Origin of the sequence: Streptomyces sp. NPDC053513 (assembly GCF_044544765.1) — a bacterium.
Classification (GTDB): Bacteria; Actinomycetota; Actinomycetes; order Streptomycetales; family Streptomycetaceae; genus Streptomyces; species Streptomyces litmocidini.
Window position 1 is genome coordinate 110,412 of the sequence record NZ_JBITXP010000010.1, and the last position, 12,692, is coordinate 123,103.

12 protein-coding genes and 1 pseudogene are annotated in these 12,692 nt (G+C 72.7%); 5 read left to right on the forward strand and 8 right to left on the reverse strand.

All coding sequences use genetic code 11. From position 1 onward, the window contains the following. The first annotated feature begins 135 nt into the window (after positions 1-135). Positions 136-1,092, forward strand: coding sequence for a helix-turn-helix domain-containing protein (locus tag ACIGW4_RS19470; protein ID WP_359587139.1), 957 nt, complete (start codon positions 136-138; stop codon positions 1,090-1,092). Positions 1,093-1,203: 111 nt separating this feature from the next. Beyond that, positions 1,204-2,202 (forward strand): type I glyceraldehyde-3-phosphate dehydrogenase, encoded by a 999-nt coding sequence (gene gap, locus ACIGW4_RS19475; protein ID WP_123458029.1) that lies wholly within the window; start codon positions 1,204-1,206, stop codon positions 2,200-2,202. A 115-nt stretch (positions 2,203-2,317) separates the two neighbouring features. Here the strand turns inward: gap and ACIGW4_RS19480 are convergent, their stop codons facing one another. Next, positions 2,318-2,632 carry a hypothetical protein gene (locus tag ACIGW4_RS19480; protein ID WP_399581827.1) on the reverse strand — a complete coding sequence of 105 codons (315 nt, stop codon included), beginning with the start codon at positions 2,630-2,632 and terminating at the stop codon, positions 2,318-2,320. A 125-nt stretch (positions 2,633-2,757) separates the two neighbouring features. Between ACIGW4_RS19480 and ACIGW4_RS19485 the strand changes: the two genes are divergently transcribed. Continuing rightward, positions 2,758-3,777 (forward strand): hypothetical protein, encoded by a 1,020-nt coding sequence (locus ACIGW4_RS19485; RefSeq protein ID WP_399581830.1) that lies wholly within the window; start codon positions 2,758-2,760, stop codon positions 3,775-3,777. 55 nt (positions 3,778-3,832) lie between these two features. Continuing rightward, positions 3,833-5,899, forward strand: coding sequence for an NAD-dependent DNA ligase LigA (gene ligA, locus ACIGW4_RS19490; RefSeq protein ID WP_399581833.1), 2,067 nt, complete (start codon positions 3,833-3,835; stop codon positions 5,897-5,899). A 41-nt stretch (positions 5,900-5,940) separates the two neighbouring features. On the opposite strand, the gene ACIGW4_RS19495 is transcribed toward ligA, so the two are convergent. From ACIGW4_RS19495 to ACIGW4_RS19525, 7 genes and pseudogenes are all read right to left on the reverse strand, one after another. Beyond that, positions 5,941-6,363 carry a nuclear transport factor 2 family protein gene (locus tag ACIGW4_RS19495; protein WP_123458025.1) on the reverse strand — a complete coding sequence of 141 codons (423 nt, stop codon included), beginning with the start codon at positions 6,361-6,363 and terminating at the stop codon, positions 5,941-5,943. Positions 6,364-6,534: 171 nt separating this feature from the next. Beyond that, positions 6,535-7,230: a type 1 glutamine amidotransferase domain-containing protein gene (locus ACIGW4_RS19500; protein WP_399581837.1), complete on the reverse strand. Its 696-nt coding sequence runs from the start codon at positions 7,228-7,230 to the stop codon at positions 6,535-6,537. Positions 7,231-7,447: 217 nt separating this feature from the next. Further along, positions 7,448-8,023 (reverse strand): dihydrofolate reductase family protein, encoded by a 576-nt coding sequence (locus ACIGW4_RS19505; protein WP_398711193.1) that lies wholly within the window; start codon positions 8,021-8,023, stop codon positions 7,448-7,450. A 229-nt stretch (positions 8,024-8,252) separates the two neighbouring features. Continuing rightward, positions 8,253-8,672 carry a hypothetical protein gene (locus ACIGW4_RS19510; protein WP_123458869.1) on the reverse strand — a complete coding sequence of 140 codons (420 nt, stop codon included), beginning with the start codon at positions 8,670-8,672 and terminating at the stop codon, positions 8,253-8,255. A gap of 139 nt (positions 8,673-8,811) precedes the next feature. After that, the gene (locus tag ACIGW4_RS19515; protein ID WP_123458022.1) at positions 8,812-9,021 is read right to left on the reverse strand and encodes a ferredoxin; all 210 of its coding nucleotides are present in this window, start codon (positions 9,019-9,021) and stop codon (positions 8,812-8,814) included. A 38-nt stretch (positions 9,022-9,059) separates the two neighbouring features. Then, positions 9,060-10,250 carry a cytochrome P450 gene (locus ACIGW4_RS19520; RefSeq protein ID WP_399581842.1) on the reverse strand — a complete coding sequence of 397 codons (1,191 nt, stop codon included), beginning with the start codon at positions 10,248-10,250 and terminating at the stop codon, positions 9,060-9,062. Positions 10,251-10,602: 352 nt separating this feature from the next. Then, a pseudogene (locus tag ACIGW4_RS19525) lies at positions 10,603-11,694 on the reverse strand (histidine kinase); the annotation flags it as partial. A gap of 134 nt (positions 11,695-11,828) precedes the next feature. Between ACIGW4_RS19525 and ACIGW4_RS19530 the strand changes: the two are divergent. Beyond that, entirely contained in the window at positions 11,829-12,689 is an 861-nt protein-coding gene (locus tag ACIGW4_RS19530) for a maleylpyruvate isomerase N-terminal domain-containing protein (RefSeq protein ID WP_399581845.1), read from the forward strand. Positions 12,690-12,692: the final 3 nt, after the last annotated feature.

A 12,692-nucleotide genomic window follows, 5' to 3' on the forward strand; every position in this document is an offset into this window, starting at 1 on the left:
TTCCGTCCGGCCCCGGCTGCCGTCCGTCCCGGCCGCGGTCCGCCAAGGGCGCGAGAGCCGGGGACCGGCTCCGGCGGTCAGGGGCGCCCGCCACCGCTGACCAGCGAGGACACGCGGACGCGTACCCTCGTGGACGTGTCTGCTTCACGTCTCCACCGCGTCGCCGTCCTCGTGCTCGAAGGTGCGAAACCCCTCGACGTCGGAATCCCCGCGCAGGTGTTCACGACCCGGGCGAGCATGCCGTACGAGGTACGGGTCTGCGGCGCGGAGCCCGGTATCGTGGCCGGCGGCGACGGTCTGTCCTACCAGGTCGCCCACGGGCTGGAAGCGCTCGAGTGGGCCGACATCGTCTTCGTCCCCGGCTACCGCCATCCGGACCGCGAGGACCCCCCGCGAGCCGTCGTCGACGCGCTGATCGCCGCGCACGCGCGCGGGGCGCGGCTCGCCGCCATCTCGACGGGCGCCTTCGCCCTCGCCGCCACCGGTCTCCTCGACGGCAAACGGGCCACGACGCACTGGCACTACGCGCGGGCACTCGCGACCAAGCGGCCGCTGATCCACGTCGACGAGAACGTCCTCTTCGTCGACGAGGGCAGCATGCTCACCTCCGCCGGCGCCGCCTCCGGCATCGACCTGTGCCTCCACATCCTGCGCGGGGACCTCGGCGTGGGCGCCTCGAACCACGCCGCCCGGCGGCTCGTGGCCGCCCCGTACCGCAGCGGCGGCCAGGCGCAGTACGTGCCCCGCAGCGTGCCGGAGCCGCTCGGCGAGCGGTTCGCCGCCACCCGCGAATGGGCGCTGCACCGGCTCGGCGAGCCCCTCACCCTGGAGATACTCGCCCGGAACGCGGCGGTGTCGCCGCGCACGTTCTCGCGGCGGTTCGTCGAGGACACCGGCTACACGCCGATGCAGTGGGTCATGCGCGCCCGCATCGACATGGCCCGTGAACTGCTCGAACGATCCGAGCGGGGCGTCGAGCAGATCGCCGCCGACGTCGGCCTGGGCACCGGCGCCAACCTCCGCCTGCACTTCCAGCGCATCCTGGGCACCACGCCGACCGAGTACCGGCGCACCTTCGCGCAGGGGGAGTAGCCCGCCCGCCGACCCCCTTGGCGCGATACTTGCGGACCGTGGCGATCACGCCGCTGGTCGGAGCGATCATTCCGCGCGAATCTGGGTGGCGAATCGGAAGGGACACCGCTCATGACTCGCATCGCCATCAATGGTTTCGGCCGCATCGGACGCAACGTGCTGCGCGCGCTCCTGGAGCGCGGCAGCGACCTCGAGGTCGTGGCCATCAACGACCTCACGGAGCCCACGGCCCTTGCGCGGCTCCTCGCCTTCGACTCGACCGCGGGCCGTCTGGGCCGCCCGGTCACCGTCGACGGGGACACCCTCGTCGTCGACGGCCGCCGCATCAAGGTGCTCGCCGAGCGCGAGCCGGCGCAGCTGCCGTGGGCCGAACTCGGCGTCGACATCGTCCTGGAGTCCACCGGCCGCTTCACCTCGGCCAAGGCCGCCCGCGCGCACCTCGACGCCGGCGCCAAGAAGGTGCTCGTCAGCGCGCCCGCGGACGGCGCCGACGTCACCCTCGCCTACGGTGTGAACACCGACGCGTACGACGCCGATCTGCACACGATCGTCTCGAACGCCTCCTGCACGACCAACGCGCTCGCGCCCCTCGCGAAGGTCCTCGACGACCTCGCCGGCATCGAGCACGGCTTCATGACGACGGTTCACGCCTACACGCAGGAGCAGAACCTGCAGGACGGCCCGCACCGCGACCCGCGCCGTGCCCGCGCCGCCGGCGTCAACATCGTGCCGACCTCCACGGGTGCCGCGAAGGCCATCGGCCTCGTCCTGCCGAAGCTGGACGGCAAGCTGTCCGGCGACTCGATCCGCGTGCCGGTCCCGGTGGGCTCCATCGTCGAGCTCAACACGACCGTCGCCCGCGACGTGACCCTCGACGACGTCCTGGCGGCCTACCGCGCCGCGGCGGAGGGCCCGCTGGCCGGTGTCCTCGAGTACTCGGACGACCCGCTGGTCTCCGCCGACATCGTGGGCAACCCGCACTCGTCGATCTTCGACTCGGCCCTCACCCGCGTCGAGGGACGCCACGTCAAGGTCGTCGCCTGGTACGACAACGAGTGGGGCTTCTCGAACCGCGTGATCGACACCCTGCAGCTCCTCGCCACGAGCTGACGACGAGCCGCACCGCGCCCGTCCCCGCCGCACGCGACGGGGACGGGCACGCTCACACGCCGGCCCCGACCGCACGGGGGCCGGCGTGTGACGCGTTCTCGGACCTCCGCCCGCCTCAGAGGGAGAAGGGCCGGGAGGCGGACGACTCCGCGATGTGGACCAGTCCGTCGAAGTCGACGGCCGGCCCGGCCGACGCGCTCGCCTTCATGGCCAGGACCGAGAACCCCAGCTCGGTCACCAGGAACTCCAGGAGACGGTGTTTGAGCCGGAAGAACTCCCGCGTCCCGTGCGTCGCCTCTCCCAGTCCGACGACCCGCACGCCGTCGAGGACGTCCTTCAACGGCTGGAGATCGGTGGTGGGCGCGCCGGCGGCGAGGCCGGTCAACGGCAGGGTGGCCCGGGTCAGCCACCGCGTCACCTCATCGGACACGCACGTCCTCCCTTCCGTTCTCCACCGAGCATGCCCGCCGGTCGCCCCGGACGCCGGGAAACCTCCCGTACCCGCCCGGACCGCCGCGCGGAGGAGGCCACTCGCCGACTGGATACGGTGGTGGAGTGAAGCACGACCCCGACTCCCGGCCCACCACCCCGTACCGCCCCCTCGACATCACCGTCCCCTTTCCCGAGCTGAAGGACCACGCCCGCACCGCGACGCGTCTGCACCCGCGGCCCGGGGCGCCCGCGGTCGGTGACAGTTCCGTGGGTGGGCCGTTGCTGTGGCCGGAAGGGGAGGCGTGGCCGGTGTGCCGGGAGCACGATGGGGCCCGGGGGGTACGGCCGTGGCGGGTGCGCCGTCAGGAGGAGATCCTCAGGGCGGCTCGGGCGCGGCCCCGCCCGGCCGACGGCGCCGGATGGGCGTACACGGACGCCGAACGGGCCGAGATGCAGGTGATGACGGAGGCCGGAGGCCGACCGGACCGGCACGACGGGAGCCCCCTGCCGCTCCTCGCCCTCGCGCAGTTCTACGCCCGTGACGTGCCCGACCTGGCGGCGTTCGCCCCGCCGGGAGCGGACCTGCTCCAGGTGCTGTGGTGCCCGTTCGGCGGGCACGAGGACGGTTCGTACAGCCACTTCGGGCCGTCGACACGCCTCTTCTGGCGCCGCGCGGCCGACGTGACGAACCCGCTGTCCGCACAGCCCGAGCCGCCGATCGTCGAGCACGCGCGGTACCTGCCGGTGCCGTGCGCGCTGCACCCGGAGCAGATCACCGAGTACCCGTGGGCCGACTACCTGCCGCCGGCCCTCGTGGAACGGATCGACGCGTGGGAGGACGCCTTCGAGGCGCGGGCGGGCCGAGCGGCACCCACCTACCAGTACGACCTCTCCCTCGCGCCCGGCTGGAAGATCGGGGGCTGGGAGTCCTGGCACAGGACCGACCTGATGCGGGTCCACTGCGATGCCTGCGGAGCCGGGATGCGTCTTCTGCTGACCATGGACTCGTGCGAGTCCCAGGCCAGTTGGGGCCCCTTCCCCGGCCCCGGCTGCCCGACCGGCGTCGCGGCGGGACGCGACGAGTACCGGGCCTTCGTCTGCCCGGCCGACCCGGCGCACCCCCACCGGATGAGCGCTCAGTAGGCGTGGTCCTCGCGACCGGGCGGCGTTGTCAGACCCCTCCGACAGGATGGTGGGCATGACGACAACACCCGCCGTGGAGGCGCGCTTCAGCCTGTCCAGCAGTGCCGCGTACGAGGCCGCCCTCGAGCGTCTGCGCGACGCTTCCCGCACGTACTTCGGCGCGGGCTACAGCGTCATGGACGACGCGGAGTACGACCGGCTGCGGCTCGACGTGAAGGCCTGGGAGGCGGAGCACCCCGAGGACGTCGCTCCGGACTCGCCCGCCGACCAGGTCGCCGACGGCGCCGCCCCGGCCGGCGACGTCGCGCACACCACACGGCTGCTCAGCCTCGACAACGTCTTCGCGCCCGAGGGACTCCTCGCCTGGGGCGCCTCGCTCCGGCGGCGGCTCGGGCACGAGCCGACGGGAGGGTTCACCGTCGAGCCGAAGCTGGACGGCGCGGCCGTCGCCGCCCGGTACCGTGACGGACGCTTGGTGCAGATCGTCATCCGGGGCGACGGCACGCGGGGCGAGGACGTCAGCCACGTCATCGGGACGATCGTGGGGCTCCCCGAGCGGCTGCCCGTCCCCGCCACCTTCGAGGCGCGCGGCGAAGTCCTCTTCACGCAGGAGCAGTTCGAGGCCGCGAACGAGACGCGGATCGCGCACGGCGCAGACGTCTTCGCCAATCCGCGCAACGGAGCCGTCGGCACGCTGCGGGCGAAGGACCGGCCCTACCGCCTGGCCATGACGTTCTGGGCGTACGGCGCCGTCGACCTCGACGGCCGGGCGTTCCTGCCCGCCGGGGCCGGCCACGCCGAGACCCTGGCCGCGGTGGCGGAAGCCGGGGTGCGGACGACGGCGGCGACTCCGGCCGGACTGCACGCGGTCGCCACCCTCGCCGAGGCCCAGCGGAGGGTCGACGCGATCGCCGCGATGCGCGCGAGCCTGCCGTTCGGCATCGACGGCGTCGTCATCAAGGCAGACAGCGCCGCCGAGCAGGCGACGGCGGGCTTCGGCAGCCGTTTCCCGTACTGGGCGATCGCCTACAAGCTTCCGGCCGTCGAGCGCCAGACCGTCCTCCAGGACGTGTTCTGGGAAGTGGGCCGTACGGGTGTGCTCGCTCCGACGGCCGTGCTCGCCGCCGTGGAACTCGACGGGTCCACCGTCACCCGCGCCACCCTGCACAACCCGGCCGACATCCTGCGTCGGGACCTCCACATCGGTGACACCGTGACCGTCCACAAGGCCGGCGACGTCATCCCGCGCGTCCAGGCCGCCGTCGTCGAGCTCCGCCCCGAGGGCGCCGTCCCGGTGCCGCTGCCCGAGGCGTGTCCGAACTGCGGCGGGGAGATCGACAAGGGCCAGGAGCGGTGGCGCTGCGCGAAGGGCACGGCCTGTGCGCTCGCGCCGCTGATCGAGTACGTCGCCGGGCGCGACATCCTCGACATCGACGGTCTCGGCAGGAAGTACGTCGACGCGCTGATCGCCGCCGGAGCCGTCGGTGACGTCGCCGACCTGTTCACCCTCACCGAGGAGCAGCTCACCGACGCCTCCGGCAGCGCCAAGCGGGGCGCGAAGCTGGCCGAGCAGATCCGGCTCGCCAGGTCACGCCCCCTCAGTCGCGTCTTCTGCGCGCTCGGCGTGCCGGGCACCGGCCGCAGCATGTCCCGGCGCATCGCCGCGCACTTCGGCACGATGGAGGCCATCCGGGCGGCGGACGCCGCCGCCCTGCAGGAGGTCGAGGGCATAGGCCCGGAGAAGGCGCCGGCCATCGTGGAGCGGGTCGCCGCGCTCGCCCCGGTGATCGACAAGCTGATCGCGGCGGGCGTCGGCATGACCGAGCCGGGGCCGGAGAAGGCCGAGGACGTGCTCGACGGGCCGCTGAGCGGGAAGACCGTCGTCGTGACGGGGAAGATGACCGGCCCGCTGGACGGCTGGGGACGCTCCGAGACGGTCGCCCTCATCGAGAGGGCCGGCGGCCGCGCGGGCAGCGGCGTGAACTCCCGGACCACGTACCTGGTCGCGGCACCGTCGGCGAACGGCAAGCCGAGCTCGAAGGCGGTCAAGGCCGCGGAACTGGGCGTCGAGGTCCTCACCCCGGAGGACTTCGCCACGCTGGTGGCCGCGTACCTGGACTGAACCGGGCCGCACGCCGGCCTGCTGGAGGGCGGCGGCCGTGGTCAGGCCGGCGTTTCCGGCGCGGTGACGGCGGTGGTGCCGACGGCCTCGGCGGCGATGCGGTCGAACTGCGCCCCCATCGCCTCGGCCAGCGCCTGTGCGGCGGACAGCGGCCGGACCATGACCATGAAGTCGTCGATGAGGCCCTGCTCGTTCAGGCGGAGGAAGTCGCAGCCGGTGATCGCGCGGTCGCCGACGCGGGCCTCGAAGACGAGAGCGTGGTCGCGGCCGTCCTCGCCGGTGATCTCCCGGACGTAACGGAAGTCGGTGAGGACACGGGACACCCCGCGCAGGATGGCCGCGGTGATCGCCTTCCCCGCGTAGGGCTTGAAGGCCACGGGGCTGGTGAAGACGACGTCCTCGGCGAGGAGCGCCTCGATCGCCGCGTGGTCGTCGGCCTCGACGGCCTGACGGAAGGGCTTCATGGACATCTCCTCGACTAGTCAACTAATTGATTAAGTGAGGAGGAGGCTAGTGAGGTGAGGCGTCCCTGTCCAGGCCCCCGCGCGCCCGGTCGTGCGGACGCGCGGCGGGCCGGGGCCGTGTCCGGCGGGCCGGGGCCTTGTCCTGCGGGCCGAACCCGTGTCTGTGGAGGGTCAGCCCAGCTTCTTGAGCAGCTCGGCGGCGAGCGGGGCGGAGGAGGACGGGTTCTGGCCGGTGACCAGGTTGCCGTCGACGACCACGTGCGGCACCCACGGCTCGCCGACCTGGACGTCCACGCCGGCCTCGACGAGTCGGGTCTCCAGCAGCCACTTCGCCTTCTCGGCGAGACCGGCCTGGGTCTCCTCGGCATTGGTGAAGGCGGCGACCTTGCGGCCGGCGAAGACGTTGGACCCGTCGGCGTCGGTGGCGGCGAGAAGCGCGGCGGGCCCGTGGCACACGACGCCCAGGGGCTTGCCCGAGCGCAGGGTGTCGGCCAGCACCTTGCCGGAGGTGGCGTTCACGGCGAGGTCCTCCATGGGGCCGTGGCCGCCGGGGTAGAAGACGGCGTCGTAATCGGCCGGACGAACGTCCTCCAGCCTGATCGGGTGCTGGATCTCGCCGATGGAGGCGAGCGCCGCGGCGACCTTGTCCGCGCCTTCCCGGCCGCCGTTGACCTCGGGGGCGAGGCTGCCCGCGTCGACGGTCGGGACGACACCGCCGGGCGTGGCGACGACGACCTCGTGACCGGCGGCCGTGAACGCCTCGTACGGCGCGACGACCTCCTCGGCCCAGAACCCGGTCGGGTGCTTGGTGCCGTCGGCCAGCGTCCAGTGGTCGACACCGGTCAACACGAAAAGGATCTTCGACATGAGGGAGCTCCAGGGGATGGCGGGCCCGACCGGGGCCCGGAGACAGGGGTGCGCACGCCGACGCTCCGGCCCGAGTGGTGTTCTCCGGCGAGATCGCCGGTGCGGCGACGTCTTCGACAGTAGAGCGGAGAGCCATAGGTATCCAATGAAGAAACCAATGACTCCGATAGGGATGCCAATGGATCCGCCGGGAATACGAGCATGCCGGGCCCACTCGTCAGGACGAGGCCCGACGCGCCACGCGGTGGCGGAGGTAGACGACTTGTGAGCCGAAGGTGCGGGTCTCGACGAGTTCGAGGTCCACTCGGCGTTCGCGCCGGGGGAAGAACGGGATGCCGCCGCCGACCAGCACCGGGTGGACCACGGCCCGGTACTCGTCGATCAGGTCCGACGCGGCTGCCTCGGCGGCGAGCCTCGCGCCGCCGATCGCGATGTCGCCCTGTCCCGGCCCGGTCCGCAACCGCTCGATCTCCTCCACCAGGCTGCCGGAGGCCAGGCGGGCGTTGCCCTGCACCGTCGACAGCGTGGTGGAGAAGACCACCTTGGGAAGCGGATTCCAGAGTGCGGCCCACTCGCGCTCCGCGTCGTCGAGCGATCGATCCTGGTCGGCGGTCTCCCAGTACAGCATCGTCTCGTACAGCCGCCGCCCCAGCAGGTGGACGCCGACCTCCCGGATCTCGTCGATCCAGAAGCGGAAGACCTCCGCATCGGGCCCCGTCCAGTCGAAGTCACCGTCCGGCCCGACGATGTAGCCGTCGAGGGAGACGTTCATCGAATAGGTCACGCTGCGCATGGGAAGCCCTCCTGGGGGAACGGTTCCGACCCTACGACCGCCGACGCCTGCCCGCCTCAGGACCCGCTCCCAGGCCGCCCGGTGTCCCGCCGGTCGACGTCCGCCCCGCACGTACGGTCAGGACGCCGACGCCGAGGCCGACGCCGGAGACCGGTCGACGTTCGCCGAGCCGAGGAGCGCCGGGCGATGTGACGCGACCGGAGTCGCCGGTGGTGAAGGGCACACGTCGCTACAGCTCGTAGTCCTGGGCCAGTTCCTCCCAACGGATGCCGCGAAGCGCAAGGGCGGCCTTCTCGCCCGCCGGTATCTCCGGGAGGGCCTGGAACCAGGCGACGACGAGGGTGGAACCGTCCATGGCCGGGTCGAGCGCCGAGGAGTCGAAGACACCGACGCAAAACACGGAAGGCAGCACCTCGACGGGACCGAAGGCGCGGGCGGGCTCGTCCGGATACTCGCGCGAGGGCGGAACGAAGTGGACCGGCAGGGAGGGGAACGCGCGCTCGGTCAGCCGCTGGAGCCAGTCGACCTTCCGGTCGTTGACGCGCTTGCACGGATAACCCTCCAGCATCCCCTCGTAGGTCGAAGACATCCGGAACTCGGTGAGACGGATCCGACGACCTGACGAGAGAACCATGTGACTCAGTGACATGCCCGCCACCCTATGGGCCGGGAGGTGCCGGCCCCGGCCTTCGGTGCCGACCCGCAGCTCGCGGGCCCGAGGGAGTCGGCACCGTCGGGGCGTGACGGTGCCGACTCCTCATCGGTTCTGTGCTCTTCGCCGATCGGCGTCACCCATGTGGCTCGTCGGCGAGGTCGTGGAGGGTGATCGCCTGCACGGGGCAGGCGCGGGCCGCCTCGCGGACCAGTGTTCCCGTGCCGTCCTCCCGGCCCGGGACGACCGTCCCGAAGCCGTCGTCGTCCTGGGTGAAGACGTCCGGGGACGTCAGGGCGCACTGCCCCGCGCCGATGCAGACGTTCGCGTCGATCGATACGCGCATGGGCACCGCTTCCTTCGTCATGTTCCGCACCGCTCCTCTCACCACGTGACGGGGAGTTCGAGCATCCCCTGGATCGTGTCGCCCGGCTTGAACGGGATCTCCTCGGCCGGGACGGCCAGCCGGAGGCCCGGCAGTCGGCGCAGGAGCGTCCCGAGCGCGATCTCCAGCTCCGCACGTGCGAGGTTCTGCCCGAGGCACTGGTGGATGCCGAAACCGAACGCCACGTGATGGCGGGCGGACCGGGCCCAGTCGAGGGTGTCCGGGTCGCTGTACGCGGCGGCGTCCCTGTTGATGACCGAGGTCGAGAAGACCACGCCCTCACCCGCCCGGATCACCGTCCCGGCGACGTCGACGTCCTCCCGCGCGACCCGCAGCAGCCCGTCGGCGATCGACAGGAACCGCAGCAGCTCCTCGACGGCGGTCGGCAGGAGCCCGGGATCCGCCCGCAGCTCCGCCAGCCGCTCCGGGTGGCGCAGCAGGGTGTACGTACCCAGGGAGATCATGTTCGCCGTGGTCTCGTGGCCTGCCACCAGCAGGATCGTGGCGAGCTGCACCAGCTCCTCGCGCTCGGGCCCGCCGTTCCCGGACGCGCGTGCCACCAGGTCGTCGAGGACGCCGTCGCCGGGCTTGCGGCGCTTGCGGTCGATCAGGTCGCCGAGGTAGCCCTCCAGTTGGGCCAGCGCGTCCTCGGTGTCCGCGATCGTCGGGCCGCGCAGCAGCCGCCGCGACTGCTCCTCGAAGAAGTCGTGGTCCGCGTACGGCACGCCGAGCAGGTCGCAGATGACGATCGACGGTACGGGCAGGGCGAACGCGCTCACCAGCTCCGCCGGCGGCCCCTGCGCCTCCATCGCGTCGAGCAGCCGGTCCACGGTCTCCTGGATGCGGGGCCGCAGGCTCTCGGTGCGCTTGAGGGTGAAGCTGGGGATCAACATGCGCCGCTGGGCGTTGTGCTCGGGGTCGTCCCAGCCGAGCAGTGCCGTGCGCCGACGCCTGCGCACGGCCGCGGCGCGTTCCGTCGGCAGCGGGAAGTCGTCACGGGTCGAGTCGGTGGACAGCCGCTGGTCCGCCAGGAGCGAGCGGGCGGCCGCGTGTCCGGTGACGAGCCACACCGGCCTTCCGTCCCACAGGGTGACCCGCGTCAGCGGGTGTTCCTCCTCGGTCCGGGGATAGGCGGCGGGCGGGTGGTAGGGGCAGGTCCGGTCCTGGGGGAACGCCACGGCTTTCGTCACGGGGGCCTCGCTGGGAGCGCGTCGCTGGCAGGGACTGTGGTGCCGTCTCCACTACATGCCTCAGGCACCTATCTGGTCTACGCACAGTTCGGCCATTCCACCGGAACGGGCGCGGCCCACACGGCGGGCTGTCCCATGAGGGGTTTCAGCCCGGGACTTCGGGGCCCGAGGCGTTTCCTCCGGTTCCGGTACGCCTCCACCGAGGCCGTTCCCGCGCGCCTGCGGACGGCCCGAGGGGTGGCCGTAAACCCACCTGTCGTGGAAGAGGCCTTAAGGTTCGGCGAGCTCCGCTGCCCCTCGGGCGCCCTGCTGTACGACGTCCCGGCCTCCCGAGCGGCGGAGCTGGAGGCCGTCAGCGCGGTGGCGACAGAGGGATCACGGCCGTCAGGACCGTCCCCTCGCCCGGTGTCGATTCGATCGTGAGCTCGCCGCCGAGCTGCCGGACACGCGCGCGCATGGCGGGCAGACCGTGCCCGCGCACGCCCCCGGGCTTCTCGGCGGGGTCGAAGCCGCGGCCGTCGTCGGCGACGTCCAGGACCACCTGGTCGTCCAGGTGACTGAGGGTCAGCGCCGCCGTGCCGTCGTCGGCGTGCTCGCGGACGTTGGCCAGCGCGCCCTGGGCGATCCGCAGCAGCGCCGCCTGTACGGGGTCGGGAAGGGCTGCGGTGGACGTGCCGTCCTGGTGGAAGCGGACCTGGAGGGCCGCGGAGGACTCCCGCTCCGCGAGGGCGCGCAGGGCCCCTGCGAGGCCGCCGCCTCCGGCGAGGTCGGCGGGGGCGAGGTCGTGCACGAAGCGGCGGGCCTCGGCGAGGTTGTGCTCGGCGATGGACTCGGCCGTACGGATGTGGCGACGGGCGGCGTCCGGGTCGGCGTCCCAGAGCCGGTCGGCGGCCTGGAGCGGCATCTGCTGGCTGGACAGGCCCTGCGCGAGGGTGTCGTGGATCTCCATGGACAGCCGCTGGCGCTCCGCGAGGGTGCCCTCGCGGCGCTCGGTCGCGGCGAGTTCCCGGCGGGTGCGGACGAGATCGACGATGACCGCCCGCAGCCGGTCGGCCTGCCGCTGGGAGTGGACGAAGACGGCGGTGGCGACGGCGGCCCCGGCGAACGGGGCGAACATCAGGTTCGGGTCGAAGCCGAAACGGAGCCGTAGTTTCAGCTGGGCGGCCACGACGCACAGGGTGATCAGCGCGACCAGGACGATCGCGGACCGGGTGCGCAGGGAGCGCAGGCTGGTGTAGAGCAGCGGTACGACGCACCAGCCGAAGCCGGGCGCGAGGACCACGAGGGTGAACCACACCCCGATGACGGCTGCCGGCCAGAGCCGGGAGGCCGTGCCGGCGGGAGTCCCGCGTCCGTCGGCCTGGCGGGGGCCGAGGACGTACAGCAGGGCCAGGACGACGGCGAGGACGATCACCCAGGGGGTCGTACGGGCGCCGGGGCCTCGACACGATCGTGGCCCTGCTGAGGGCGGCCGTCTGACGCACGGCCCCCGACCGGCCTCCCGGACCGCCCCCGGCCCTGTCGCAACGGGGCTACTCGGCGGTAATCTGCGGGCCCGGCCGCAACACGGGGAGTGGTATGGGCACCGTCACGGGCTTCGATCCCGTCACCGGGCACGAGAGGACCCGTGCCGCGCTGGCCGCCGCGGTTCCCCGGCTGGTCCGGCTCCTGCGCGACGCACCCGACCTGGACGCGGCCTCCGGGGTCCCGGTGTGGACGGTCGGTGACGTCGGCGCGCACCTCGCGGCCGTGTACCTCGCGTACACCTCCGTCGTCTCCGGCGACGGGGCCATGGACCGGGACGGTCTCCTCCCGCCGGGTGACGTGCCGTTCGCCGAACGGATCGCGGCCCTGAACGCCCTGTCCACAGGCCTCGTCTCCGGTGAGGAACGCGCCCGTCTCGGCGACTTGCTCGCGGAGCGGGGCGAGACGTTCCTGCGGGACACCGAGGGCCTCGCCCCGGACACCCCGCTCGCCGCGCCCTGGTACGGGCAGGACCTGCCCCTCACACTGGCGACGGTGACCGGCCTGGTGCTGAGCGAGACGCTCGTACACGGTCTGGACATCGCGCGCGGCGCCGGACGGCCGTGGTCCATCGGGCCGGACGAGGCCCGTCTCGTGCTCGGCCAGTCGATGCCGACGATGATGGTGGCGGCCCTGGACAAGGAGAAGGCGCGCGGTGTCAGGATCGCGTTCGACCTCGTGGTCAAGGGCGGTCCGCGGCTGGCGATCGTCGTCGACGACGGCACGATGACGGTCACCCGCGACGCCCCGCCACGCGCCTACGACTGCCGGCTCACCGTGGCGCCGACCGCGTTCCTGCTGGTCTCCTTCCGGCGCATGCCGACCTGGCAGGCGATCGCCCGCGGCCGGATGCGGGCAGGCGGCCGCAGGCCCTGGCTCGCCCCCCGGCTGGGCCGGCTCGTCGCCACGCCCTGAGCC

Excerpts from the sequence above, each read along its gene's own strand:
- ACIGW4_RS19505 (WP_398711193.1), bottom strand. The coding sequence starts at position 8,023 with ATGCGCAGCGTGACCTATTCGATGAACGTCTCCCTCGACGGCTACATC.
- ACIGW4_RS19515 (WP_123458022.1), bottom strand. The coding sequence starts at position 9,021 with ATGCGCGTATCGATCGACGCGAACGTCTGCATCGGCGCGGGGCAGTGC.
- ACIGW4_RS19500 (WP_399581837.1), bottom strand. The coding sequence starts at position 7,230 with ATGTCGAAGATCCTTTTCGTGTTGACCGGTGTCGACCACTGGACGCTG.
- ligA (WP_399581833.1), top strand. The coding sequence starts at position 3,833 with ATGACGACAACACCCGCCGTGGAGGCGCGCTTCAGCCTGTCCAGCAGT.
- ACIGW4_RS19510 (WP_123458869.1), bottom strand. The coding sequence starts at position 8,672 with ATGTCACTGAGTCACATGGTTCTCTCGTCAGGTCGTCGGATCCGTCTC.
- ACIGW4_RS19495 (WP_123458025.1), bottom strand. The coding sequence starts at position 6,363 with ATGAAGCCCTTCCGTCAGGCCGTCGAGGCCGACGACCACGCGGCGATC.
- gap (WP_123458029.1), top strand. The coding sequence starts at position 1,204 with ATGACTCGCATCGCCATCAATGGTTTCGGCCGCATCGGACGCAACGTG.
- ACIGW4_RS19530 (WP_399581845.1), top strand. The coding sequence starts at position 11,829 with ATGGGCACCGTCACGGGCTTCGATCCCGTCACCGGGCACGAGAGGACC.